A 24,281-nucleotide genomic window follows, 5' to 3' on the forward strand; every position below is an offset into this window, starting at 1 on the left:
CTCGTTATTTTTGTTTAATAATGGCAGCGTCAATATTCAGCTGGTTCGGAATGAGTTTTTGTTGATAGAAAGCATCTGCAACGTACTGCTGTTTTTTTGCGACTTCGGCTGAAATGGGCTGAACGCCAAAGCCCATACGACCAATCGAAGTTTGTAAAATGTCTAAAGACAAGCCTGTCGGTTTTTCTAACAATTGGGCTGCTTGTTGTTGATTCTGTTCGACCCACTGTGTGGTGGTGTTGAGTTCATTGACAACCGTTTTTAAAACTTCTGGATGTGCTTCGGCAAACTTACGATCGGCCAAATAGAACTGATGATTACTGACTAAGTTTTCTCCGGTAGCAATCACACGTGCTGAGATTTGGTGTTCAGCGGCAGCAAAGAAGGGATCCCAAATGACCCATGCATCAACTGCACCACGTTCAAATGCGGCACGTGCATCCGATGGTGGAAGATACACCGCTTCAATATCAGAAAGTTTCAGGTTATTCGCTTCTAACACTTTGAGTAGCAGGTAATGCACATTTGAACCTTTGTTGAGTGCAATCCGTTTGCCTTTTAAATCTTGGATGCTTTGAATCTTTGAGTCTTTTTGTACGATCAGTGCTTCTGCTTTAGGTGCAGCAGGTTGGTTGGCAATGTAAACCAAGTTCGAATTTGCAGCTTGTGCGAAAATCGGAGGCGCTTCACCCGCTTCACCAAAGACCACACTGCCGACATTTAAGCCTTCGAGGAGCTGTGGACCTGCAGGAAACTCGACCCATTTGACTTGGACATTTTGTGCTTTAAGCGCCGTTTCTAAAGCGCCACGCTCTTTGACGATAGGCAAAATGCCATATTTTTGAAAGCCAATATTGAGTGTGACGGTCTCAGCTTCTTTTTTCCCACATCCAGATAACATCATGGCACCCACGACTGCTGCAGAAAGAACGCTTGTTTTGATCCAGAACTGTGCTCGAGAAGTGCTCATGTGTTTCATAACTCCAAATAAATAAGGTGAGTGAGTTGGTGAACACATACGCTAATGGGCATTTCTTTTCAGAAAAAATAAGAAATCGGGCTTTAGACATGAAAAAAAAAGATAAAAACAAAAGTGCAAAACTTATGCAAAAAACAGCAATATAAAAAACATAAAATATAAAATTTATTGATGTTAACTTATTGATATTTATTGTTTAAAAGGTATTTTTATTTTTGGAATAAGCTTAGTGTTTCACGCAATATAGCTTTGAGCGATTTTTGCGGTGTTTTCTAGATAAAGATATGAGAAATAAAGATATCCATAATCCTGCAAAAGCCACTTAAAGTGGCTTTTTAAAGACGAGTGAGTTGCGCTGATAGTTGTATAAGGCTTGGCGTGCATTGGGAAGTTCATCGACATTGGCCGTTTCAAAGCCATGTTCTAAGAACCAATGTGCAGTACGTGTGGTCAGTACAAACAACTGTTGAATGCCCATACTGCGGGCTTTACCTTCGAGATAATGCAAAATTTGGCTGCCGCGATTTGATTTGCGATAGCCAGGATCGACTGCGACACAGGCAATTTCGGCACTGCGGATTTCACCCTCTGACGCAGGCAGTGGGTAGAGCGCAGCACAGGCCAAGATCATGCCATCACGTTCAATTACCGCAAATTGCCCAATTTCGTTTTCGAGACGTTCACGTGAGCGATAAACCAAAATGCCTTCTTCTTCAAGTGGGCGTAATAGGTTAATCAGCCCGCCGACATCTTGAATGTTGGCCATACGGACTTCTTCATAATGGGCATCGGTAATCATGGTACCCGAACCATCACGCGTGAAGAGCTCCTCAACCAAGGCACCATCATAAGCATAGGAAATCAGATGGACGCGATGTACGCCGTGCGTCGAGGCTTTTTTGGCACCGCGTAAATGTACCGCAATGTCTGGATTCGAATCTTGGTACTTCTCAATTTGTGCATCGAGCTTGTGTGGTGAAATTTCGCGTTGCAACTGCCCATGTTCATTGAGCAGACCATGTTGTTTGCCCAAGAAAATCAATTTGTCCGCTTTAAGATGAATCGCTGTGCGGGTCGCCACTTCTTCAGCCAGCAGATTGAATACTTCGCCTGTGGTGGAATAGCCAGTTGGCCCGAGCAGCACAATATTGTGATTATCCAAATGGCGTTGAATGGCATCGGTATCGACCGTACGGACTTCGCCGGTTAGCTGAAAATCGACCCCATCGCGAATGCCATAGGGCTTAGCTGTAACAAAATTCCCTGAAACCACATCAATGCGTGCGCCATACATCGGTGAGTTGGCCAGTCCCATGGAGAGTAAGGCTTCAATTTGCAAACGAATCGAGCCCACTGCATTCATCACACAGCCCAACGATTCTCGGGTGGTGACGCGACGATACTGATGAAACGGCGTTTGTAGTTGGCTTTGTTTTAAGTTGTGGTTGATTTGCGGACGTGCCCCATGCACCAAGATCAGGCGAATCCCAAGTGAATGCAGCAGGGCAATGTCGTGAATAATATGTTGAAAGTTATCATGTTGAACGGCTTCACCATCGAACATAATCACAAAAGTTTTATTACGGTGAGCATTGATATAAGGCGCAGAATGTCGAAACCAATGCACATACTGCAAAGTTGTACTGTGATGTGTTTCGATGGAATTTGCGTGCATGCCTGTCTCAAAATGAACTGCTTAGCATGATTTTAATCAAAAATTGCAGAAGAGGAAGCCTTAAATAGAAAAACACCTGATGCAATGTTCAGGTGTTTCATTGGTTATGCGACACAAACCAGAATTAGCCGATAATACGCAGGATACGGTTATTGCGTTCATTGACTAAAACATAGTCACCATTGACCTTATACCATTGTTGGTAGCGTCCAGTGTTGGGTAGGCGGCGTGCTTCGCGGTCACTGACATGATAACGCGATGAGTCATAGCCACGTGGTAAATACTGACCTGAGCGCCAGTCACGGCTTGGGTTAACACGTTTGTTTTGGTAGCGATTGTCATTGTCCCAACGACGGTCATCACGATGATCCCAACGTGAGTCATGATCATGCGAGCGGTCATAGTACTGTGGTGCTGCCATTGCAGATGTTGCCATGAGCGCGCCTAAAGAGAGTGTGATTGCAGTCAGAATTTTTTTCATTGCTTTCGTCCAGTATTAGTCTTGTTTCGATCATTCAAAATTAGCGAATAACTCTAGAGAAAGCGTGAGGGCTATTTAGGTGAATTGTGAAATGTATGAAGAGACTGAGGAGATGGTTGTTTTTCTGCAATGCTTGCAAACAAAAGCTTTGGCACATAAAAAACCTGAAACAACGCCTTCCATGCTGTGCCTGACTGTGGTCTCTTAAGAGGAGTATGTAGTCGTGCTAAAGCGGGTGAAAGGGTGTTGATTCAGGTTTCAATAATAATGTCGCTGAGTTGTACAAAATGAAGCGCAGATTAAAGCCCCATAATGCGCAGAATATTGTTGCTGTCTGCGTCGACTAAGATGTAGTCATTGTTGATTTTGTACCACTGCTGGTTTCGGTTTGGCTTTGGAAGATTATGGTCTTTATATTCGACTTTATAGCCGTTACCACGGTAATGCTGTGGCATGACATAACCTTGTTGCCATTTATGCTGTTGTAAACGTTTGACACCGCGCTCTTCGCGCATACGTCGACGATCTTGCTGATCGTCATCATCTGAATCGCGAAAGTCACGTCCGCGTGGCTCATTGCCATAGCGTGGATGATCGTGGTCAAACTGAGGGGCAGCAGTACCGAGACTGCTTGCCATCAAAGCACTGAAAGAGATTGCCAATACTGTCAAAATCTTTTTCATGTTGAATCCTCATTAAGGTAATTTCATTCTTTCCTATAATGTACGAAAAAAATGCAGAGAAACTGTGAAGATGAATTGGGTATTTATTAACAAATGCAGAGATATTAAGAAGATTATGCCCAATTCTAAGCCTGAATTAAATCATCAATTGCGCTAAAGTCCAAAGCAAACAGTCTGTATCTTCTGATTTTTGACTCATTTTGAGGGCTCAGATCTCCCTTTGTCAAAGAACGCATAGTGCATTATTTAATTCCACTGCTGCGTTAGATGTTGTAATGAACGGATTGAATGAACCACTGCTTCAGCTTGTTTGGCATCCTCCAAAGCACAAATCAGGCTTTCGGGGAGTTGTAAATGATGGATATGACGAATGGTGTCATGTTTACGTTGCAAATCAGCCATGCTGCATCCTTATTTTCAATTCTTGATCAATCAGAATGATAAATAGGAAATGTTGATCTTAAAAACCGAATATTTTTATTAAAGTAATTTAAAAATACGATTTAAAATATCTAGCTAGCCAAGCTGAGTTTTCAACTTGGCTGATTCGGCTTAATAAGCGTAGTTGAGGTCGGTATAATCACTCAATGACTTCTGCACATGCGCTTGGATAAATTCACGTACATCGGCTGCAGTCATCGGTTCACCATTTTTACTGATGGCATGCTCAATGTCGGGCTGACCTTCAATTTTGATGCGATACACAAAGCTTTTCTTTGCTTTGTATTGTTCATCATTCTTAGCAATGACCGTGACGTAATGATAGCTATGTTCAAAGTTCAAGTCGGTATGGGCAAAAACAAACTGGTCGAAAAGTTTCAGTGTGGTGCCATTTTCCAATGCTTGAAGTTCCTCCACAATACTGGCTTCAAACTTCATTCCATATTTCTCTGAAATGGGTTGTTGGTCAATCAACAGGCTAACCATACCATCTTCAGTGGGTTGTACAGTGATGTTGCTCAAGTCCGTCATGGCGTATGCTTCAAAAATGGAGTTGAGCATCAGTATCCGCAAAAATTGAAAAAAGACAACCTTTTCTGAACCTTGAGATCATGTTGCAGATGACTAAGCTTCAGTTTGATACATAAAAAAAGGAAGCCGAAGCTTCCTCTTGAGTGACACATTTTAGTCTTGTGCATCAATACTTTGACCATTCATATGCAAACTGTCATCGCCCATCAAGTACAGATAGGCAGGCATGATATTTTCAGGCGTTGGCAATGTTTTTGGATCTTCATCGGGATAGGCTTTTGCACGCATTGCAGTGCGGGTCGCCCCCGGATTGATACAGTTAAAGCGGATATTCGGTGAGGTATTTTCTTTGGCAAACAGTTGGCTGACCGCTTCAATCGCGATCTTAGACACTGAATATGCGCCCCAACGTTCACGCGTTTCACGTCCGACACCTGAGCTGGCAAAAACCACGGAGGCATGCTCAGATTTTTTCAGGAGTGGCATTAACTCTTGAGTCATAACGAATGGCGCACGCAAGTTGACGGCCATCACATCATCCCAGACATCGACAGGATAATTTTCCAGTTCGGTGCGCTCACCTAAAATGCCCGCATTATGCAAAATGCCATCTAGGCGCCCAAATTGGCGTTCTAAGGTGTCGACCAGTAATTCATAGTCACGAGGAGAGGCGCTCGACAGCTGCAAGGGTAAAATTGCAGGTTGCGGCGCACCTAAGCCTTCAATTTCATCATAAATGACTTCGAGCTTATTTAAGGTACGTCCATGCAGCACCACCGTTGCGCCGTGTAGGGCATAACTTAATGCAGCAGCACGACCAATACCATCGCCCGCACCTGTAATTAAGATGATGCGATCTTTGAGCAGATCGGGGCGAGGTTGATATTCTGAATATTTCATCATTACCTCCTCGTTATTTTGATTTTTTAATTGTGATCAAGTCAGTGAGTTGGACGGTGTAGTTTGACTCACAAGAGACTGAATAACATCGTCCAATTCAGCCACAGTCTTCACTATACAATCTGCCTGCCACGCTGTTAAGTCATCTTTGTGCGCGAATGGTAAATAACCATAAGCCGCCAAAATGGTATACATCTGTGCGTTACGACCCGCATCGATGTCACGTGGATGATCGCCAACATAGATACAGTCTTTAGGCGCAATCGCGATGTGCTTGGCAGCCAAATACATCGGCTCAGGATCAGGCTTGGTCTGCGAGACATCCTCTGGGCAGACCAAAACCGCACAGCGTTCTGTCAAATTCAGCGCGTCTAATAATGCTTCACTGAGCCAGCGTGGTTTATTGGTGACGATGCCCCAAGGAATCTCTTGGTTTTCAAGTTTTTCAATAAGCGGATACATGCCCGAAAACAGGTCAGTATCTACTGCGATATCGGCACCGTAGGTATCTAAAAAACGCTGACGATGTGCCAGAAAAATCGGGTCTTCGACCGCAAGTTCTGGATAAACCAATTTCACCATGGCCCGTGCACCTTCGGAGACTTGGCTACGGATCAGGTCTGCATCGACCACAGCGACGCCTTTTTCATGGCACATGTCTTGAATAATGCGAATAAAGTCGGCGGCAGTGTCGATCAGTGTGCCGTCAAGGTCGAATAAGACGGCTTTCATGCAGCACCTTCTTTGACGGTATAAACCATGTAATTGACATCGACATTTGGCGCTAACCAATAGCGTTTGGTCAAGGGATTGTAATGTAAACCCGTCATGTCTTTCAGTTTGAGCCCTGCGCCGCGAATATCATGTGCCAGTTCTGAGGGCTTAATGAATTTTTGATAATCGTGGGTGCCTTTGGCTAACATGCGCAGGACATATTCAGCGCCAATAATGGCAAACAGGTAGGCTTTGGGATTACGGTTAATGGTGGAGAAGAATACATGACCACCTGGTTTCACCAGTTTATGGCAGGCTTCAATGATTGAGGCTGGATTGGGCACGTGTTCCAACATTTCCATGCAGGTCACAATATCGTATTGTCCTGCTTGTTCTTCTGCGAGCTGCTCCACTGGAATTTGGCGATATTCGATATGCTCAACACCTTCTTGTTCTGCATGTAAACGTGCCACATTCAGAGGGGCTTCGCCCATATCAATGCCGAGCACATTTGCTCCACGACGTGCCATACTTTCAGCTAAAATTCCGCCACCACAGCCGACATCAAGGACTTTTTTTCCATTGAGTCCACCTGCATGTTCATCAATCCAGTTTAAGCGTAGTGGGTTGATCATATGTAAAGGGCGGAACTCCGAGTGCTGATCCCACCATATGGCAGCAAATGCTTCAAATTTGGCAATTTCTTGTGGATCAACATTCAGTTGCGACATCGTCGGCACCTCAATTTAAGTCATGATATTTAAAACGTTCAATAGGGCTTAGTGTAGCGTTTATTCTAGAAAAAGCGATAAAAGCCTGAAAAAAGTTCACAGAATGAAAACGAATTTGGCATATTTGATTTATAGTATTTGCATAAACTTATCATAATGATTTTGAGGACAATAAGTTCAATGAAAAAACTCCTTTTGAGTGGCTTAGCAACCGCTGTTTTCGCAATTTCGGGCAGTGCAATGGCTGCAAATTTTGTGGCAGGTCAGGACTATATCGTCGTACCAACACCTGTACAGGTGGAAGTGCCAGGAAAAATTGAAGTCCGCGAATTCTTTTGGTATGGCTGTGGTCACTGTTTTAAACTTGAACCGCATATGCAGACTTGGTTGAAAAAACTACCGAAAGATGTACGTTTTGTGCGTACCCCAGCAGCCATGAATCCAGTGTGGGAACAAGCGGCGCGAGCTTATTATGTGTCTGAGGCCTTGGGTGTGCGTAAAAAGACTCACCTGACGTTATTCCATGCCATTCATGATCAAAATCAACCGATTCTAGAGCAACCTGCTTTAGCCAAGTTCTATACTCAGTTTGGTATTCCAGAAGCGAAATTTAACAGTACGTATAAATCATTTGCGATTACTTCAAAAATTGCCCAAGCACAAGACTTAGCCAAGCGCTATCAACTCAGTGGTGTTCCTGCGGTGACGGTGAATGGTAAATATATTGTGCAAGGTGAAGATGCTAAAGTGACTCAAGTCGTGGATTACTTGATTGAAAAAGAACGTGCTGCAAAATAAGCTTAATCTGTTTTAAGTCCTTATTAAGTTAAAAAGCCTGCGTCAGCAGGCTTTTTTATGGGTTAAAAACGTTTATTGCGCGGCTGATGCAGGCTGCAATAAATCCTCATAACGTAGCTCAATTTTTCTTAAGGTTTTTAAGCGCCACAGTTGATGACGGGCTTCGGCTTCATAGCCATTAAAGGCCAAGAGTTTGGCAAATTTGGTCAAATCATAGGGAATCGGGTAGTTCAGCACCATTTCCTCATAGTCACGAATTTGCTCAGGGCTGACTTTGCTGTATGGATTTAACTGAATCCATTCAATGCGGCGGTTAAACTCCGACAGCAGTAAAATATGATCGTGATTGGTGAACTTTTCAGGAGTCTGTTCATAACGTGAAGCTTGATTCAGCTTCGGTACCATCAACTCATAGTCACGAATAATCAGTGCGACCAAGACCACACAGACAGTAAATGTAATCGGCATGGCAAAGCTCGGTAAAGTCCACGTTTTCACTTTTTGCTGAGATTGAATAATGCCTAGAATCAATCCGATTGGCAGCAAGAAATAAGCGTAGAACAACGGAAATTCGAGCATACCGTGAATCAGTAAAGCGCCGACCATCAGAAGGCCAATCACAGATTCGAGCGATGTTGCATGCTTTTGCAGTTGATAGCCCCAATAGCTGAGATAGGCAAAAAATGGAATCGCAATCACTAATCCATTCCACACAATAAAGTCGAGAATAAAGTTGTGCGCACTTTTCACCCAAACGGGGCCTTGGAACTGATCACTGATTAGGGTGTAAGCCACACTGGTTTGATGCCAACCATAGCCAAACCAAGGTCGCTCAGCAATGGCATGGAGCATTTGTTGCCAAATCACAAGACGTGACATATCGCCCGTTGCCCGTGCAACTGCATCACGGGTTTGGGTCACTTCGACATTAGACAGTTGAGCCAAAAGGTGATTGAGCTGTGGAATAAACGCAGTGAATGCAATGAACAACGCAAACCATGCAAGGGCACTATACCACTTCAGTTGAACCACACCCTTGTACTGTTGATAGAGCAAATACAGCAGTACGCAAATGCTTGCGACCCATGATGTGCGGGACTGACTCAGGGCTACCGCAAATAACATCAATGCAGCACTGACGCACAGCAGAATCGAGTTGAATTTTTTCTTTTCAAATAGGTACAGTGTGCCGAGTAAGGACAGAATCAGAAAGCTCGCCATATTGTTCGGCTGAGCAAAGTTGGCATAAGGACGATTGCTTTGTAAAGTGGTCATGCCGGGAATGTACTGTTCAATATTGAGCCATTGGCAAGTGGCGATGAGCGCTGTTACCAGACCGACCGACCAAAATACACTACACAGACCACTAAATAATTGCTCACGTTCTAAGGGTTTTTGGCTCAGGTTAAAACCTAAAACCATACTCAGCCAGAATGCAAAGATATATAAGCCACACATCAGTGCTTTGCTGAAAAAGAACAGCTCGCCAAAACCGTACTGAATGAAGGGCACCAGACTCAATAGCAATAGTGGCAGACTCACTTTCGGGAGCAAGAGTTTTTCTTTTAAAAATAAGGCAGAGAGTGCAAATAAAGATAAAAATGCAAACAATTCACCTGTATAGGTGACCCAAGGGCGATAATGAATGGGCAATAGCCATGCCAAGGCAATACAGACACTCGCCGCTAAAAAAAGAAAAAAACGCATAGGAGCTACAGATGAAAAAACTGGCTCTATGATAGTGAAAAAGCATCCAAGTTTGAGTAAAGCGCATTAAAAATTTTGTAATACACCAAAATTGCGTCTGCGAGCGGCTTAATGCAAAGTCGGATTGGCGTGTTTGGTTTGAGCAGATGGTCGTTGCCAATTGGAGATTCCACGGAACATGAGTTGAATCTGCACGATGGTTTGCAGTTTAAATGCAGCCTGCTGCTGTTGGAGTTTATCGAGAGCTACATCTCGACTCAAACCAATCCAGCGCATGGCCCAGTTAAAGGAGGCATCCATTAAAATATTGGCCAATACTTTGAGGTCTTCGCTGTCATGAATATGTTGCATGCTTTCAATACGGGTTAGTTCATGGGCGAAGTCATCGATTAAAAAGGCAATTTCTCGCTCAACGGCTGCACGGATCAAGGCTGACCCACCCCAACGTTCTCCAATCAAGAAAATCCACTGTTCAGGATGTTGCTCTACAGCATGAAAAAATAGATCTAAACTATGCTCAATCGTGGCATGTGGACCATAAACATAGCTTTGTCCTAATTGCGTCAACATACTTTTGATGTGGAGCGCAGCTTGATCGACCAGTTCAAGTCCCAGCTCATCCAAATCATTAAAGTGACGATAAAAAGCGGTCGGTACTAACCCTACTTGGCGAGTGACTTCACGCAGACTAATGCGAGCAAAGGAACGTCCAGAGGTGCTGAGTTGTAATGCAGCATTCAGCAAAGCTTGGCGGCTTTGTTGTTTACGTTCTTCTCGAATCGACATAGATGATTGCCTCAGCCTCTTTTAAGCTTCAGTTTAACAAAGAATATGGATGGGTAGGGAAACAGGCGATCAATTACAAATGCAATGCAGTCAGACAAATGCTTTGGGTCTGCTTCTGCTATACTATGCGCCAACCTATTTAGTCAGATGAAGGGCGTATTATGCGTATCGACCAACGAACATTAGATCAATTACGTGATGTCACCATTACTCGTAACTACACACGTTATGCGGAAGGTTCGGTATTGGTTGAGTTTGGTCATACCAAAGTTCTTTGTACGGCAAGTATTGATAACTCAGTACCACGCTTTTTAAAAGGCAAGGGTCAGGGTTGGGTAACCGCCGAATATGGCATGTTGCCACGTTCGACGCATACCCGCAGTGACCGTGAGGCTGCGCGTGGTAAGCAAAGTGGTCGTACTCAAGAAATCCAACGTTTGATTGGTCGTAGTCTACGTGCCATGGTGGATTTAAAAAAATTAGGTGAAAACACCATTACCATCGACTGTGATGTGATTCAGGCAGATGGCGGTACACGTACTGCTGCGATCACTGGTGCTGCGGTGGCTCTCATTGATGCGATGAATACGTTGCTTGAGAAAAAGAAAATTAAGCAAGATCCATTAAAAGGCTTAGTGGCTGCAATTTCAGTCGGTATTTTCCAAGACGAAGTGCTTTTAGACTTGTGCTATGAAGAAGACTCAAACTGCCAAACTGATTTAAACGTGGTCATGACCCAAGCTGGCGAATTTATTGAAATTCAAGGCACGGCAGAAGATAAACCATTTACCCGTGTACAGTGCAATGCCATGTTAGAAATGGCAGAAAAGGGCATTCAAGAATTGGTGAAAAAACAACAGCAAGCACTGGGTTGGTAAGTTTTAACCAAATAAAAAAACGCACTTGAGAGTGCGTTTTTTATTGGGTGTCGTTTGATACAAGTTGTTGAAACTAAGCATTAAAACGCATAGAAAGGTCGACTGCTTTGACATCTTTGGTCAATACACCCATCGAAATATAATCCACGCCTGTAGTTGCGACTTCACGCAAGTTGGCAATGGTGATATTCCCTGACGCTTCCAGTTTACAACGTCCAGCAACATGCTTGACCGCATCAATCATTTGTTGCTGGCTAAAGTTATCTAACATCACGATATCGGCTTGGGCTTCCAATGCTTGGTCTAATTCAGCCCAAGTTTCAACTTCGACTTCGACAGGTTTGCCTGGGGCAATTTGATGCGCTTTGGCAATGGCTTGAGCAATGCCACCTGCTGCCATGATGTGATTTTCTTTAATTAAAAAAGCATCGAATAAACCTAAACGGTGGTTTTGACCACCACCGACCGCGACAGCATATTTTTGGGCAATACGCAGACCCGGTAGGGTTTTACGGGTGTCGAGCAACTTGGTGTTTAAGCCATCGAGCTGTTTGACATATTCCGCAGTTTTGCTGGCCACAGCAGATAGCGTTTGTACAAAGTTGAGTGCAGGGCGTTCAACCGTAAGTAAGCTGCGTGCTGAACCCGCCAGTTTAAAAATGGTTTCATTGGCACGAACCAGATCGCCATCATTTTTGAGCCACGTGATTTGTACACTTGGATCAAAAGCTGCAATTAATGCATTAACCCAAGGTTGACCAGCAAGAATCATGTCTTCACGGCTAATAATGGTCGCAGTCGCTTGTTCATCTTCAGGCGTCAAAAGCGCCGTAATGTCGCCATCACCGATGTCTTCTTGTAATGCTTGTTGAATATTCAGTTGAATAGATTGTTCAAGCAGTTGCTGCGATATGCTCATCCGATTGTCCGTATCTTTATAGAAGCCATGAAAATTGCGCAATATATTAGCATTTTTCCTGAAAAAGGCGTGAAAATTTCAAAATCAAACGCTGACCAATTTGAGAAATGACGGGGAAAGATTTAGCATGAGAGACATTAAAAAAGATTGCCCAAAGGGCGTAATGGGTTTGAGGAATAAAAATATGCAGGTCATTCCGTCGTTTCAAGTGCAAGCAGGGCAACTGCTGGGAGCGAGACAAATTCCATCGCCTAATTTTAACGCACGTCCTGCTGATACTGAGATTCAACTGATTGTCATCCATAATATCAGTTTGCCTCCCTCACAATTTGGTGGCGGCTATATTGAACAATTTTTTCAAAATCAATTGGATTGGTCAGTACATCCATATTTTCAAACTATTCAAGGCATGCAAGTCTCAGCGCATTTACTGATTTTAAGAAGTGGCGAAGTCTTACAATTTGTCAATTTTAATGACCGTGCATGGCATGCAGGACGCTCAAGCTATCTGGCCAAGAAAGAGTGCAATGATTATTCGATTGGCATTGAGCTGGAGGGTAGTGATGACTTGCCTTTTGAAGATGCCCAATATGAAACATTGGTACACGTGACGGCCTGTTTACAACAGGCCTATCCTCAAATTCAGCAGCATTTGGCAGGACATTCCGATATTGCGCCAGGACGTAAGACCGATCCAGGCGCATTTTTTGATTGGTTAGGCTATCGAAATCGTTTGCAGCAGTTAAAAAGTCAATGAATTGAGAGTCAACAACAACATTAAACAATCAAATATTCGCTGAAGTTTCATTACAATAGCGGCAAATGAAAAACTAGGTGGATACGATGGCGCTGTGGCGGTCAACCGTAATTGTAAGTGCAATGACCATGCTTTCTCGGGTCTTGGGTTTGGTACGAGACATTGTCTTACTAAATGTCTTTGGTGCAGGGAAAGATTTCGATACCTTTGTTGTGGCCTTTCGTATCCCGAACTTCTTCCGTCGGTTATTTGCTGAGGGAGCATTTTCACAGGCGTTTATTCCAGTACTGACCGAATATAAAACTGGGCGTACCCATGCGGAAGTTCAAATTCTGATTAGCCGAGTCTTTGGTTGTTTGATGACCGTTATGACGGCTTTAACCTTCCTCGCTATGGTCGCCGCTCCAGCGGTGCTTTACATCTATGCACCAGGCTTCCATGCCGATCCAGAGAAGTTCGACCTCGCGGTTTCAATGTTCCGCCTTACCATTCCTTATTTATTGTTTATGTCGTTGACGGCATTTGCCAGCAGTATTTTAAATAGTTATGGTTCCTTTGCTTCGCCCGCCTTTTCACCAGTATTGCTGAATGTTGCGATGATTGCGGGGGCATGGTGGCTGACGCCGTATATGGCAGAACCGATTATGGCACTCGGTTGGGCGGTGATTGCTGCGGGTGTATTGCAACTGGCGATCCAAATTCCTGAACTTTGGCATAAAAAGTTACTGATTCCGCCGAAAGTCGATTTTAAACATGAAGGGGTGGATCGCATCATGAAATTGATGCTGCCTGCGCTATTTGGTGTTTCTGTCACGCAAATCAACTTACTCCTGAACACCATTTGGGCTTCGTTTATGCAAGATGGTTCAGTGTCATGGTTGTACAGTGCGGAACGCATGACCGAGTTACCTTTGGGCTTGATTGGGGTAGCGATCGGCACGGTGATTTTACCCGCATTGTCGACCCGTCATGCAGAGCAAGATATGTCGAAGTTTCGTGGCATGATGGATTGGGCTGCGAAGGTGATTGTTTTGGTGGGGGTGCCTGCCAGTATTGCACTGTTTATGTTATCGACCCCCATTATTCAGGCCCTGTTCCAACGCGGTCAATTCACCATTGAAGATACGCAAATGACGGCTTTGGCGCTGCAATGTATGAGTGCTGGGGTGATTTCATTTATGTTGATTAAGGTCTTTGCACCTGGATTTTATGCGCAGCAAGACACCAAAACGCCAGTCCGTGTCGGTTTAATGGCCGTTGCCGCAAATGCGATTTTAAACGTGGTGTTTATTGGCTTCTTTAAATTGATTGACTGGCAGGCAGAGCATATGGCTTTGGCTTTAGCTTCTTCGGGCTCTGCTCTGGTGAATGCGGGGATGTTGTATTTCTATCTACACAAGCGCGATATTTTCCGTTTTGGCGCACACTGGAAAAAACTGTTTATCCAGTTTGGTATTTCTAACGCCGTGATGATTGTGGCTTTGTGGTATGCATTGACTTGGTATAATGGTGATGTGTCACAGTGGATTCGCGTTGCCGAAGTGATCGGGCTGTGCGTGGTCGGCGTTGTGGCTTATGCGGTTGGTTTGCTTCTAACAGGCTTTAGACCACGTCATCTCAAACATGAAGCCTAAAACAAGCGGAGTTCGCAGCTTAAAAAAGCATGGCTTGATTTGAAAATGATTGAAATTAATAAAAAGCCTGATCACGAAGATCAGGTTTTTTATTTTGTATATAGCATTACCTTTGCATTGCTACCTTATTTTGGCAACACTTCAATCAGTTCCACATCAAAAATCAAGGTACTATTCGGTTCAATCACATCGCCTGAACCAATTTGGCCATAGCCCAGTTTAGCGGGAATAAAGAAGCGATATTTTGCGCCTTCTTTCATTAGCTGTAAGCCTTCAGTCCAACCTTGAATCACTTGGCTGACTTGAAACTCCGCAGGCTGTTGGCGTGCAATCGAGCTGTCAAAAACGGTTTGATCAATCAAACGTCCTTCATAATGGACTTTGACTTTGCTGTTGGCCTTAGGTGACTTGCCTTGGCCTTGTTGTAAAACCATATACTGCAAGCCTGAAGCCGTCGTTTTTACCTCTGCTTTTTTCGCATTTTCAGCTAAAAAGGCTGCACCAATTTTGGCATTTTTATCAGCCAGTTGCTTAACTTCTAATAACTGTTTTGCCTCGGCTTGGCGTTTATATTGGGTGAGTACACGCGCCATTTCTTCATCGCTTAATGACGCAGCTTGGCCTTTAGATGCTTCACGTAACCCTTGTACAAAAGCATCGAGATCTAAATCTTGAATTGACTCGGCATTGCTCCGACCCATGAGATAGCCAAAGCTATAACCGACTTGTTGGTTGATGCTGCTTTTATTATTAATCGGTGCAGCAAAAACAGGTGTAGAAAGTAACAAGCCACAGAGTAATGTTGTTTGAATTTTCATATCGTATTCTCAATAAAATAGGAGAGCAAAAGCTCTCCTTTGATTGACTTGTCTTATTTTACTTTGATCAGTTCAACATCAAAAATAAGCGTGCTGTTGGCTGGGATCATGCCGGGTACACCTTGTGGGCCGTAGCCTAAGTTAGAAGGGATGTAAAGTGTCGCTTTCCCACCTTCTTTCATGAGTTGTAGACCTTCAGTCCAACCTGGAATGACTTGATTTAATGGGAACTCAATTGGCTCGCCACGTTCAAGTGAACTATCAAAGACTTTACCATCGACCAGTTGGCCTTTGTAATGCACGGTCACGACAGAGCTGGCAGAGGGTTGCTTGCCTGTGCCTTCTTGCGTAATTTTGTACTGTAAGCCTGACGCTGTGGTTTTCACCCCAGGTTTTTTCGCATTTTCAGTTAAGAAGCTGTCACTGGTTGTTTGTGCTTGCTTCGCATCATTGGCCTGTTTTTGCTGCATTTCTTGTTGGAACTGCTCATAAGCTTGTTTTAATTCTTCTTCGCTATAGGCGGGTTGGCTACGGGCATGACCGGCACGGACACCGATTAAAAAACTGTTAATATCGAGTTCTGGTGGAGTTTGATGAGCAACCTCATAACCCAGTGCATAGCTAATTTTTTCTACGGCAGATGCATTTTGTGAAACTTGGGCTTCGGCTGAAGCTGGGTGTTGAGATGCATAATAAACGGGAACCAGTGCAGCACCGCCTAGAATAACAGCTACAGCAATGGGTAAGGCTTTACTCATGTGAAATTTTTCCTAATTCTATTACATTCAAAAAGTTTTTTAGCATCTTAGCAGACTTCATGAATGACGTGTTTTGTACCACCAGTACATTTTCAAATTAATATATGCCGAAGTCCTTAAAAAAACTATAAGGATTTGAATATATAAACGTTTGTCATACAAAATAAAAAGCCAGAAATCAAGTTCTGGCTTTTTATCGGTTAGAGGATGTATTTAGTCTAATTCTTTATTGGCTTTATAGGCATAAGCATAATTATAGCCATAGCCATAGCCATAGCCTGAACTTGAACGCTGAATATCGTTTAGAATGAATCCATTGACTTTCACACCAGCTTGTTCAAAGCGATTCAGGGTCAATTCAAGCTCCTTCATCTGCGTTTTCGCATAACGGGCAATCACTAAGTTAACACCTGTGTATTGAGAAATAATGATGCCATCCGTCACGGCTAAGACTGGTGGAGTATCGATAATCACATGATCAAATTTCTCTGACATTTGCTCTAATAGATTTTTAAACTGGTTAGAGCTTAGTAGTTCAGAAGGATTCGCAGGACTTTTCCCGCGAGAAATTACACTTAAGCCAGGTACTTCTGTATGACGAATGACTGTTTCTAAACTTTGTTGACCATTGAGTAACTCTGTTAAGCCAGGTTGTGTGTCGAGATTAAAATACTTGTGTAAATAACCGCGACGTAAGTCTGCGTCTATGATTAATACGCGTTTGTCACTTTGCGCCAAAATTGTGGCTAAATTCGTTGAGATAAAGGATTTACCAACTTCTGGCGCAGGGCCTGAAATTGTGATTAGATTATTTCGGGCAGAGCTTAGCGCGAAATGAATGGCTGTACGCATACTTCTTAAGCTCTCAATAGCGATATCATCACTATTTTTAACAGCCAGAATAGGAATATTCTTTTTCTTCTTTAAAATATTAATACGGCTTTCTTGTACAGGTGAACGAGGAACCGTTGCATACACGGGCAGATCCAACTCATTTTCGATTTGAGAGGAGTCTTTGATCCCTGAACGCATCATATTACGTAATAATGCCAAGAGTGTACCGAGGAAACCACCTAAGAAAATAGAGAGAATTAAAATCTGTAATTTCTTCGGTGCAATTGGCTCAATCGGTTCCACTGCTGTATCGACAATACGAACATTTCCAATCTCGCCCGCTTTTGCAATTCGTAGCTGTTGATAAGAGTTAAGTAGGGCAGTATATAGCTGCTGTTTGACTTCAACTTCACGGTAAAGCTGTAAATAACGACGTTGTAAATCTGGTAGTTCTTTTAATGTCGCATTTAACTCACCAATTTTTTTATTAATAGCTCCTAGTTGCGCATTCATTTGCTGCATGACTGGATGTTCAGCAGTATATTTGGCTGAGGCTTCAGCCACTTTCTGTTCCAGTTCAGCTTTTTGGGTTTCCAGGGTCACGCTTTGGGTCAGATACAGCTCTGATTCTTTGGTGACATCGACCGTATTGTACTGCTGGCGGAAACGGTTAAATTCACGTTCAGCCACATCGAGTTGCTGTTTCAGTTCAGGCAGCTGATCTTCCAGGAATTTTAAGGTTTGTGCGGTTTCAGCCGAGCGACGTTCAATATTCTGTTGACTATAGACCGCTAAAATGGCATTGAGCACCTGGGTAATATGCTGCTTGTCAGTACCCTGGTAGTTGAGGCCCAGCACACCGGTCAGTTTGCCTTTTTCGGCCACCGAATAGTCAGCGAGCAAGCTGCGAACCGCAGCAGGCAGGCTTTGCTTTTGGATCAGGTAAGTAGTATCAAAGCTGTCCTGACTATAAATACCGACTTTCCATAGGCCATACTCAGACTGTAACTGGCTGGTCTGGTTCAGTGGGGCAGAAAAGACCACCTGTTCTGTGGCTGAATCCGTTAAACTAAATTTACCTTGCGAGAAACGAAGCAGCAGATTTTTATCGCGGTAGTAATCTGGAATCTCAAAGCTGCGTACATCAAAACTTTTCTGGTTGTCTTTAAACAGCACGGATTTGCCCGAATATTCACTGTCATACTCGTGCTTATTCAGTAAGCGGTTCCAGAAACTGTCTTCTGTACCGTGAATGCGAATATTTAAATTCAGGCGATCAATGACGGTACCAAGCACCAGACGCGATTTTAAAATCTCAATTTCGGCCTGAGCCGGTGATTTCTGCTCAATCATATCGGACAAATCGCCCAATAAGGCTGCAGATGCCCCTTTATTTTCTTCGACTTGAACCAGTGCATCGACCTGATAGGTATTCGGTGTGGTTCTTAAATAAAGTAAGGCACAGACCAAACTTAAAATGACACAGAGAGCAATCAGTTTCCACTGGGCAATTAAGGAGAAAAACAATTCCTTCAGGTCAATGGTATCTTCTGTATTGGTATTTTGGCTCATAGTCTTTTATTCGAAAGTTAAATATATTTTTTCCAGTCTGCAATGCAGGCCTGAATTAGCTGGCAGGTGTCATCAAATACTGTCTGATCATGCTGGTAAGGATCGGCCACATTTTTACTTTGCCAGTGGCCGAGCCTAAAGGTTTTACCTTTGGCATAGGGCCAGGTCTGTTCCACATGTTTTTGCTGGTTCTGACTCATCACTAAAATCAGGTCGGCTTTCTTGACCAGCTCGGCATTCAGCTTGCGGGCCACATGCGGGCTCATATCAATCCCTAGACGCTGCATGCACAGGCTGGCTTTGTCATCGGCTGCATGACCGACCAGCCCGGAAATACCGGCAGACTCAATATGTAAATGCGGAAATTCCTGTTTTAAAAAGTATTCCGCCATTGGGCTACGGCAAATATTGCCAATACAGACCACCAGAATATTGTTAATTTTCATTATTTACCCAAATTATCTAGTTGATAAACGACACTAGAGAAAGGAATAAGTTGATTTACGACACGTTGCCAGCGCGCAAGGCCCGATGCATCGACATAGACAATATCATTACTGCGCATTTTAAACTGATTGGCCAGACCAAAGTCGGCAATACTGCTTAAATCCAGATGATAGACTTCAGTTTGCGCACCACTTGGTTGACTGCGTAGCACATAAATTTTGCTACGGCTGGCCGACAGTGGATTGAGACCTTCGCTTTCGCCGAGTACATCACTCAGGCTCATGCCTTGATCACGCATAGGGAGCGATTGATTTTTACCCGATTCACCCATGACATAAATTTTTTGGTTTTCACGGTTGTTGACATACAAGGTGTCATTCGGTTGAATGAGTAAGTTGTGCAATGACAAGCCTGCTTTTTCCAACTCTACGGTATTGAGTTGATAGCTATGCCCCTGACGGACTAAAGTCATTGAGGCATTGTTACCTTGTTGGGCATTGACCCCGCCTGCCATACCCAGTGCGGTATAGACACTCACAGGTTGATCATTTAAATAGAATTGCCCGCCTTTCATGACATTACCTTGTACCGAGTATCGCTGCCCTTGGTAAGACAAAACTCGTACAATCACGTCTGGGGTTTTTAAATAACGTGCCAATTGACCGCGCAACTCACGATTCACTTGCGCTAAAGATTTACCTGCAGCTTTATAACGCCCGATAATCGGAAACTGAATATAACCCTGTGAGTCAATTTGATAGCCGTTAGATTGAATCGCTTGCTCATTGTTGATGTTATTGGTAGGTGGAGTAATTTCTGGATAGGCCCATAAATAAATAGAGAGAATATCACCTGAACTTAAACGGTATTGGCGTTGAGGTGTATTGAATAGATGCGCATAGTCTTGTTGAATATTGTGAACTGCAGGCTGTACCGCAAGCATTGAGTCTTGGGTGAGTTTAATCACATTGACCGCTGTACCCAAGTCGGTGGTGTAAACCCCTTCGCGAGGTAAGTCGTAGGTTTGTAAACCAGAGGTGACAGCGCACCCCGTAGTGGCAATGCCACATGCCAATAAAATAGCCAGTTGAAAGTGTCGCACGCGAGATCCCATTATTAATTTTTTAAAATCGTTTTGGATAAATTGCTGTCATTTTACCGAACTTGTGAAAGAGGTATATAGCAATTTGTAACCATTTTGCATATTTGGCAGAATCTTAAAGTAGAAAAGAGAATTCTTAAAAACTTATGAAGTTATTCTAAATAGAAAAAGTGAATATTCACAAAAATCATACATTGCAATCTTTTTCACGTCACTTGAGCACAAATCATAATAGAAATTTCATAAATTTCTGCTAGTATCCCTGCCGAAAGATTCATTCTTCATAAAATACAGATATAAATTAAAGGCGCTAAAATGCTACAACTCTCTGAGCTAAAAATTGCCGTTATTGGTTTAGGCTATGTCGGTTTACCTTTGGCAGTTGAATTCGGAAAAAAATTGCCAGTGGTGGGTTTTGATATTCATCAAAAACGCATACAAGAATTAAAAAATGGGCAAGATCACACTTTAGAAGTGTCTCCAGAAGAACTTAAACAAGCAACACAACTGACTTATTCCGCTAATTTAGATGATTTGAATAGCTGCAATTTTTTTATTGTGACTGTTCCAACGCCAATTGATGAATTTAAACAACCTGATTTAACCCCACTTATTAAAGCCTCTACCAGCATTGGGAGAGTACTCAAAAAAGGCGATGTGGTGGTGTATGAGTCTACGGTATACCCAGGTGCAACTGAAGAAGCTTGTATTCCAGTTTTGGAACAAGTGTCAGGCTTAAAATTTAATCAGGATTTTTTTGCAGGCTATAGCCCAGAACGGATTAACCCAGGCGATAAGCTACACCGAGTCACCAATATTTTAAAAATCACTTCAGGCTCTACTCCAGAAGTAGCAGATTTTGTAGATCAGGTTTATAACTTGGTGATTGAAGCAGGTACACATAAAGCCGCGAGTATAAAAGTGGCTGAAGCAGCCAAGGTCATTGAAAATACCCAGCGTGATGTGAATATTGCTTTAATTAATGAATTGGCCGTTATTTTTAATAAGTTGGGTATAGATACTGAAGCGGTATTGCAGGCTGCGGGAACCAAGTGGAATTTTTTACCTTTCCGTCCAGGTTTAGTCGGTGGGCACTGTATTGGGGTGGATCCATATTATTTAACCCATAAAGCGCAGTCTATCGGTTATCACCCTGAAATTATTCTGGCAGGTCGTCGTTTAAATGATGGTATGGGGGCTTATGTGGTTACCCAGCTGGTCAAGGCGATGATCAAGAAAAAAATTCAGGTCGAAGGTGCCAAGGTTCTGGTTTTAGGCTTAAGCTTTAAAGAAAACTGCCCAGATATTCGTAATACTAAAATTATTGATATTGTGACTGAACTGAAAGAATATCAAATAGATGTAGATGTATATGACCCTTGGGTAGATGTGCAGGAAGCCGAGCATGAATATGGCATTCGCCCTTTACAGTCAGTGAGTGACAATAGCTATGATGCGATTATTTTAGCGGTGGCGCATGAGCAGTTTAAACAGATGGGTGCAGCGCAAATTCGTGCTTTGGGTAAACCAGCGCACGTACTCTATGATTTAAAATATGTGTTAGATGCGAAAGAAGCCGATATTCGACTCTAAGTAAAGTGCAAATAAATAAAGAATAAGGAATGACAGGTTAATGAGCCAATATCAAACAGTATGTGAGCAATTACAACAGGCACCAAAAATTTGGTTAGTGACAGGCGTGGCGGGTTTTATTGGCTCAAATTTACTGGAAACCCTTTTAAAGTCGAACCAAAATGTGGTGGGTCTGGACAATTTTGCCACAGGTCATCAGCATAATCTGGATGAAGTGCAAAGTCTGGTCAAGCCTGAACAGTGGGCAAACTTCAAGTTTTATGAAGGTGATATCCGTAATTTTGAAGATTGCCAGACAGCATGTGTAGGTGTGGACTATGTCTTGCATCAGGCTGCTTTAGGTTCTGTACCACGTTCGATTGCTGACCCGATTACCACCAATGCAGCCAATATTACCGGCTTTTTGAATATGTTGACGGCTGCACGTGATGCTAAAGTATCTAGTTTTACTTATGCCGCCAGCAGTTCAACTTATGGTGACCATCCGGCATTACCAAAAGTTGAAGACAATATTGGTAAGCCGCTTTCACCTTATGCGGTCACCAAATATGTAAATGAGCTGTATGCGGAAGTATTTGCACGGACGTATGGTTTTAAAGCGATTGGTTTGCGTTACTTCAATGTTTTTGGCAAGCGTCAGGACCCGAATGGGGCTTATGCTGCAGTCATTCCAAAATGGACCGCAGCCATGATTGCTGGTGGTGATGTCTTTATTAATGGCGATGGCGAAACCAGTCGCGATTTCTGTTTTATTGAAAACACGGTGCAGGCCAATATTCTGGCAGCCACTACGCAAAATGATGAAGCTAAAAATCAGGTTTATAATGTGGCAGTGGGAGACCGTACCACGCTAAATGATTTGTTTAATGCCATTAAAGCTGCGTTAAGTGAAAATGATGTGATTTATATGAAAGAACCTGTATATCGTGATTTTCGTGCTGGAGATGTAAGACATTCTCAAGCTAGTATTGAAAAGATTAAAAGCTTATTAGGTTATCAGCCACAATTTGTAATTGCACAAGGAATTGATCAAGCTATGCCTTGGTATATCAATTTCAGTAAGTAAATATGCTAAATAGAATTAAGGTACTTAAAAATCGTTTAAGTGATAATAAAGATGGTAAGGCTTTAGCCAGTAACTTTGGTTATCTGATGATAATGCAAGTTACTGGCTATATCTTTCCATTACTCACTATTCCTTATTTAGCACAAGTAATAGGGGTGGACGGTTTTGGTAAAATTGCCTTTGCAGCAGCAGTAATAGTTTGGTTTCAGACAATTACTGATTGGGGTTTTAGTTATACTGCAACCCGTGATGTTGCGCGTAATAGAGATAATTTAGAAAAAGTTTCTGAAATTTTTTCTAATGTACTCTGGGCTAAAAGTTTACTCGCTTTAATTTCTTTCATTATACTTTTCATTCTTACTGAATTTATTTCTTATTTAAAAGATAATCAAACATTATTATTTATTACATTTATGCTTATACCAGCTAAAATTTTATTTGCTGACTGGTTTTTTCAAGCTATAGAAAAAATGAAATTTATTACAATTTTTGATTTAATTTCTAAAGCTATTTTTACAGCATGTATTTTTTTATTTGTTAAAGAAAAATCTGATTTTATTTTACAACCTTTATTTTTAAGTCTAGGTTCAATATTAGTAGGTATAGTTTCATTATACTTAATTATTTTTAAATGGAAGGTTAAAATATTACCTCCTAAATATAAAGAAACTCTGATAACCTTAAAAAATAGTAAGGATATATTTATTAATAATATAGTGCCGAATTTTTATAATAGTTTTTCATTAGTGCTACTTGGTTTTTGGGGAGGTAGTGTAGCAAATGGTTTACTAGATGCAGGTAGTAAGTTTGCAAATATTGCTCAGCAATTCATTAATATTATTTCACGTGTATTTTTTCCATTTTTATCTAGGAAGGCAAATAAACATAATATCTATGTTAAGATTAATATTTCTATATCAATAGTCGCTTCTATAGTTTTGATCTTAGTAGCTCCTTTTATTATAAAGATTTTCTTTACACCTGAGTTCTATCAATCGATTATTGTTCTGCAAATTATAGCCTGTTCCTTAGTGTTTTTAGCATTAAGTAGTACTTATGGAGTTAATTATATGATTATCCATGGGTATGAGAGATCTTTAAAAAATATTACGGTTATAAGCTCTTTAATAGGATTTACATTATGTTTTCCATTAATCTATTTTTATGATTTTATAGGAGCGGCTATTACAGTTACATTAACTAGAGCTATCCTAGGTTTAAGTATAATGTTTAAAGCTAAAAGTATTAAGAGGATAAGTGTTTAAAAATGAAAAGGGATGCTTTAGATGCTTAAAGGTAATTTTATATTCTCGAATAAGTTAATTCTTTTTATAAATCTTTTAATTCAGATCTAAGGTTAATTATATGGGTATTCTATGGAAATTAAGCTGAGTACTTATGAGCAATCTAAAAGTTAGTAAGCTAAGTTGTATAAGAGAAATACTGTTACTAAGTATTTTGGTGTATCTATCTCAAG

General features: G+C 42.1%; 24 protein-coding genes. 7 read left to right on the forward strand and 17 right to left on the reverse strand.

Features of this window, described 5'->3' with window-relative positions:
* Positions 1-4: 4 nt before the first annotated feature.
* From HYI04_RS04145 to ubiG, 9 genes are all read right to left on the reverse strand, one after another.
* Entirely contained in the window at positions 5-970 is a 966-nt protein-coding gene (locus HYI04_RS04145) for a sulfonate ABC transporter substrate-binding protein (RefSeq protein WP_126039024.1), read from the reverse strand.
* Between the two features lie 331 nt (positions 971-1,301).
* Positions 1,302-2,654: an amino-acid N-acetyltransferase gene (argA, locus tag HYI04_RS04150; protein ID WP_178895868.1), complete on the reverse strand. Its 1,353-nt coding sequence runs from the start codon at positions 2,652-2,654 to the stop codon at positions 1,302-1,304.
* A 124-nt stretch (positions 2,655-2,778) separates the two neighbouring features.
* On the reverse strand, positions 2,779-3,135 hold the full coding sequence (locus HYI04_RS04155; protein WP_178895869.1) for an RcnB family protein: 357 nt from the start codon (positions 3,133-3,135) through the stop codon (positions 2,779-2,781).
* 299 nt (positions 3,136-3,434) lie between these two features.
* Positions 3,435-3,818, reverse strand: a complete 384-nt coding sequence (locus HYI04_RS04160; RefSeq protein ID WP_178895870.1) for an RcnB family protein — start codon at positions 3,816-3,818, stop codon at positions 3,435-3,437.
* Between the two features lie 246 nt (positions 3,819-4,064).
* Positions 4,065-4,220 carry a hypothetical protein gene (locus HYI04_RS04165; RefSeq protein ID WP_178895871.1) on the reverse strand — a complete coding sequence of 52 codons (156 nt, stop codon included), beginning with the start codon at positions 4,218-4,220 and terminating at the stop codon, positions 4,065-4,067.
* Between the two features lie 150 nt (positions 4,221-4,370).
* A complete protein-coding gene (locus HYI04_RS04170; protein ID WP_178895910.1) occupies positions 4,371-4,790 on the reverse strand; it encodes a hypothetical protein in 420 nt (139 codons plus the stop codon).
* Between the two features lie 153 nt (positions 4,791-4,943).
* Positions 4,944-5,690, reverse strand: a complete 747-nt coding sequence (locus HYI04_RS04175) for a YciK family oxidoreductase (protein WP_005401600.1) — start codon at positions 5,688-5,690, stop codon at positions 4,944-4,946.
* A 36-nt stretch (positions 5,691-5,726) separates the two neighbouring features.
* A complete protein-coding gene (locus tag HYI04_RS04180) occupies positions 5,727-6,422 on the reverse strand; it encodes an HAD family hydrolase (RefSeq protein ID WP_178895872.1) in 696 nt (231 codons plus the stop codon).
* The gene (gene ubiG / locus HYI04_RS04185) at positions 6,419-7,135 is read right to left on the reverse strand and encodes a bifunctional 2-polyprenyl-6-hydroxyphenol methylase/3-demethylubiquinol 3-O-methyltransferase UbiG (protein WP_178895873.1); all 717 of its coding nucleotides are present in this window, start codon (positions 7,133-7,135) and stop codon (positions 6,419-6,421) included. The genes HYI04_RS04180 and ubiG overlap by 4 nt, the downstream gene beginning before the upstream one ends.
* Positions 7,136-7,315: 180 nt before the next feature.
* On the opposite strand from ubiG, the gene HYI04_RS04190 reads away from it, so the two are divergent.
* Complete coding sequence (locus tag HYI04_RS04190; protein ID WP_114836721.1) at positions 7,316-7,933, forward strand: thiol:disulfide interchange protein DsbA/DsbL; 618 nt, start codon at positions 7,316-7,318, stop codon at positions 7,931-7,933.
* 72 nt (positions 7,934-8,005) lie between these two features.
* On the opposite strand, the gene HYI04_RS04195 is transcribed toward HYI04_RS04190, so the two are convergent.
* Together HYI04_RS04195 and HYI04_RS04200 are read right to left on the reverse strand one after the other, a co-directional pair.
* Positions 8,006-9,640: a PglL family O-oligosaccharyltransferase gene (locus HYI04_RS04195; RefSeq protein WP_178895874.1), complete on the reverse strand. Its 1,635-nt coding sequence runs from the start codon at positions 9,638-9,640 to the stop codon at positions 8,006-8,008.
* A 108-nt stretch (positions 9,641-9,748) separates the two neighbouring features.
* Positions 9,749-10,426, reverse strand: a complete 678-nt coding sequence (locus tag HYI04_RS04200; RefSeq protein ID WP_004684197.1) for a TetR family transcriptional regulator — start codon at positions 10,424-10,426, stop codon at positions 9,749-9,751.
* A gap of 161 nt (positions 10,427-10,587) precedes the next feature.
* Here HYI04_RS04200 and rph point away from each other — a divergent pair, with 161 nt between their 5' ends.
* On the forward strand, positions 10,588-11,304 hold the full coding sequence (gene rph / locus HYI04_RS04205; RefSeq protein WP_004684198.1) for a ribonuclease PH: 717 nt from the start codon (positions 10,588-10,590) through the stop codon (positions 11,302-11,304).
* A gap of 73 nt (positions 11,305-11,377) precedes the next feature.
* Here rph and nadC read toward each other — a convergent pair whose 3' ends face one another.
* Positions 11,378-12,223, reverse strand: coding sequence for a carboxylating nicotinate-nucleotide diphosphorylase (gene nadC, locus HYI04_RS04210; RefSeq protein WP_148827017.1), 846 nt, complete (start codon positions 12,221-12,223; stop codon positions 11,378-11,380).
* Positions 12,224-12,407: 184 nt separating this feature from the next.
* Here nadC and ampD point away from each other — a divergent pair, with 184 nt between their 5' ends.
* Together ampD and murJ are read left to right on the forward strand one after the other, a co-directional pair.
* Positions 12,408-12,980 carry a 1,6-anhydro-N-acetylmuramyl-L-alanine amidase AmpD gene (gene ampD / locus HYI04_RS04215; protein WP_178895911.1) on the forward strand — a complete coding sequence of 191 codons (573 nt, stop codon included), beginning with the start codon at positions 12,408-12,410 and terminating at the stop codon, positions 12,978-12,980.
* A 77-nt stretch (positions 12,981-13,057) separates the two neighbouring features.
* Positions 13,058-14,614, forward strand: a complete 1,557-nt coding sequence (gene murJ, locus HYI04_RS04220) for a murein biosynthesis integral membrane protein MurJ (RefSeq protein WP_178895875.1) — start codon at positions 13,058-13,060, stop codon at positions 14,612-14,614.
* A 125-nt stretch (positions 14,615-14,739) separates the two neighbouring features.
* Here murJ and HYI04_RS04225 read toward each other — a convergent pair whose 3' ends face one another.
* The 5 genes from HYI04_RS04225 to HYI04_RS04245 form a co-directional block, all read right to left on the reverse strand.
* Positions 14,740-15,432, reverse strand: a complete 693-nt coding sequence (locus HYI04_RS04225) for an FKBP-type peptidyl-prolyl cis-trans isomerase (protein WP_178895876.1) — start codon at positions 15,430-15,432, stop codon at positions 14,740-14,742.
* A 53-nt stretch (positions 15,433-15,485) separates the two neighbouring features.
* On the reverse strand, positions 15,486-16,190 hold the full coding sequence (locus tag HYI04_RS04230) for an FKBP-type peptidyl-prolyl cis-trans isomerase (protein ID WP_178895877.1): 705 nt from the start codon (positions 16,188-16,190) through the stop codon (positions 15,486-15,488).
* A gap of 213 nt (positions 16,191-16,403) precedes the next feature.
* Positions 16,404-18,596, reverse strand: a complete 2,193-nt coding sequence (locus tag HYI04_RS04235; RefSeq protein ID WP_178895878.1) for a polysaccharide biosynthesis tyrosine autokinase — start codon at positions 18,594-18,596, stop codon at positions 16,404-16,406.
* Between the two features lie 17 nt (positions 18,597-18,613).
* Positions 18,614-19,042 carry a low molecular weight protein-tyrosine-phosphatase gene (locus HYI04_RS04240; protein WP_178895879.1) on the reverse strand — a complete coding sequence of 143 codons (429 nt, stop codon included), beginning with the start codon at positions 19,040-19,042 and terminating at the stop codon, positions 18,614-18,616.
* Complete coding sequence (locus HYI04_RS04245; RefSeq protein WP_178895880.1) at positions 19,042-20,145, reverse strand: polysaccharide biosynthesis/export family protein; 1,104 nt, start codon at positions 20,143-20,145, stop codon at positions 19,042-19,044. Before HYI04_RS04245 ends, HYI04_RS04240 begins: the two co-directional genes overlap by 1 nt.
* Positions 20,146-20,460: 315 nt before the next feature.
* On the opposite strand from HYI04_RS04245, the gene tviB reads away from it, so the two are divergent.
* From tviB to HYI04_RS04260, 3 genes are read left to right on the forward strand one after another with little or no spacing between them, the layout of a single operon-like run.
* Positions 20,461-21,738 (forward strand): Vi polysaccharide biosynthesis UDP-N-acetylglucosamine C-6 dehydrogenase TviB, encoded by a 1,278-nt coding sequence (gene tviB, locus HYI04_RS04250; protein ID WP_178895881.1) that lies wholly within the window; start codon positions 20,461-20,463, stop codon positions 21,736-21,738.
* 40 nt (positions 21,739-21,778) lie between these two features.
* Complete coding sequence (locus HYI04_RS04255) at positions 21,779-22,804, forward strand: NAD-dependent epimerase/dehydratase family protein (protein WP_178895882.1); 1,026 nt, start codon at positions 21,779-21,781, stop codon at positions 22,802-22,804.
* Positions 22,805-22,806: 2 nt separating this feature from the next.
* Positions 22,807-24,069 (forward strand): flippase, encoded by a 1,263-nt coding sequence (locus HYI04_RS04260; protein WP_178895883.1) that lies wholly within the window; start codon positions 22,807-22,809, stop codon positions 24,067-24,069.
* Positions 24,070-24,281: the final 212 nt, after the last annotated feature.

It is taken from the genome of Acinetobacter sp. SwsAc2, assembly GCF_013391465.1.
In the GTDB taxonomy this organism is placed as follows: Bacteria; Pseudomonadota; Gammaproteobacteria; order Pseudomonadales; family Moraxellaceae; genus Acinetobacter; species Acinetobacter johnsonii.

Excerpts from the sequence above, each read along its gene's own strand:
- HYI04_RS04255 (WP_178895882.1), top strand. The coding sequence starts at position 21,779 with ATGAGCCAATATCAAACAGTATGTGAGCAATTACAACAGGCACCAAAA.
- HYI04_RS04155 (WP_178895869.1), bottom strand. The coding sequence starts at position 3,135 with ATGAAAAAAATTCTGACTGCAATCACACTCTCTTTAGGCGCGCTCATG.
- HYI04_RS04170 (WP_178895910.1), bottom strand. The coding sequence starts at position 4,790 with ATGACGGACTTGAGCAACATCACTGTACAACCCACTGAAGATGGTATG.
- HYI04_RS04190 (WP_114836721.1), top strand. The coding sequence starts at position 7,316 with ATGAAAAAACTCCTTTTGAGTGGCTTAGCAACCGCTGTTTTCGCAATT.
- ubiG (WP_178895873.1), bottom strand. The coding sequence starts at position 7,135 with ATGTCGCAACTGAATGTTGATCCACAAGAAATTGCCAAATTTGAAGCA.
- HYI04_RS04160 (WP_178895870.1), bottom strand. The coding sequence starts at position 3,818 with ATGAAAAAGATTTTGACAGTATTGGCAATCTCTTTCAGTGCTTTGATG.
- HYI04_RS04165 (WP_178895871.1), bottom strand. The coding sequence starts at position 4,220 with ATGGCTGATTTGCAACGTAAACATGACACCATTCGTCATATCCATCAT.
- argA (WP_178895868.1), bottom strand. The coding sequence starts at position 2,654 with ATGCACGCAAATTCCATCGAAACACATCACAGTACAACTTTGCAGTAT.
- rph (WP_004684198.1), top strand. The coding sequence starts at position 10,588 with ATGCGTATCGACCAACGAACATTAGATCAATTACGTGATGTCACCATT.
- HYI04_RS04240 (WP_178895879.1), bottom strand. The coding sequence starts at position 19,042 with ATGAAAATTAACAATATTCTGGTGGTCTGTATTGGCAATATTTGCCGT.
- HYI04_RS04200 (WP_004684197.1), bottom strand. The coding sequence starts at position 10,426 with ATGTCGATTCGAGAAGAACGTAAACAACAAAGCCGCCAAGCTTTGCTG.
- HYI04_RS04225 (WP_178895876.1), bottom strand. The coding sequence starts at position 15,432 with ATGAAAATTCAAACAACATTACTCTGTGGCTTGTTACTTTCTACACCT.
- HYI04_RS04235 (WP_178895878.1), bottom strand. The coding sequence starts at position 18,596 with ATGAGCCAAAATACCAATACAGAAGATACCATTGACCTGAAGGAATTG.
- HYI04_RS04175 (WP_005401600.1), bottom strand. The coding sequence starts at position 5,690 with ATGAAATATTCAGAATATCAACCTCGCCCCGATCTGCTCAAAGATCGC.
- HYI04_RS04145 (WP_126039024.1), bottom strand. The coding sequence starts at position 970 with ATGAGCACTTCTCGAGCACAGTTCTGGATCAAAACAAGCGTTCTTTCT.
- ampD (WP_178895911.1), top strand. The coding sequence starts at position 12,408 with ATGCAGGTCATTCCGTCGTTTCAAGTGCAAGCAGGGCAACTGCTGGGA.
- HYI04_RS04180 (WP_178895872.1), bottom strand. The coding sequence starts at position 6,422 with ATGAAAGCCGTCTTATTCGACCTTGACGGCACACTGATCGACACTGCC.
- HYI04_RS04260 (WP_178895883.1), top strand. The coding sequence starts at position 22,807 with ATGCTAAATAGAATTAAGGTACTTAAAAATCGTTTAAGTGATAATAAA.
- nadC (WP_148827017.1), bottom strand. The coding sequence starts at position 12,223 with ATGAGCATATCGCAGCAACTGCTTGAACAATCTATTCAACTGAATATT.
- HYI04_RS04230 (WP_178895877.1), bottom strand. The coding sequence starts at position 16,190 with ATGAGTAAAGCCTTACCCATTGCTGTAGCTGTTATTCTAGGCGGTGCT.
- HYI04_RS04195 (WP_178895874.1), bottom strand. The coding sequence starts at position 9,640 with ATGCGTTTTTTTCTTTTTTTAGCGGCGAGTGTCTGTATTGCCTTGGCA.
- tviB (WP_178895881.1), top strand. The coding sequence starts at position 20,461 with ATGCTACAACTCTCTGAGCTAAAAATTGCCGTTATTGGTTTAGGCTAT.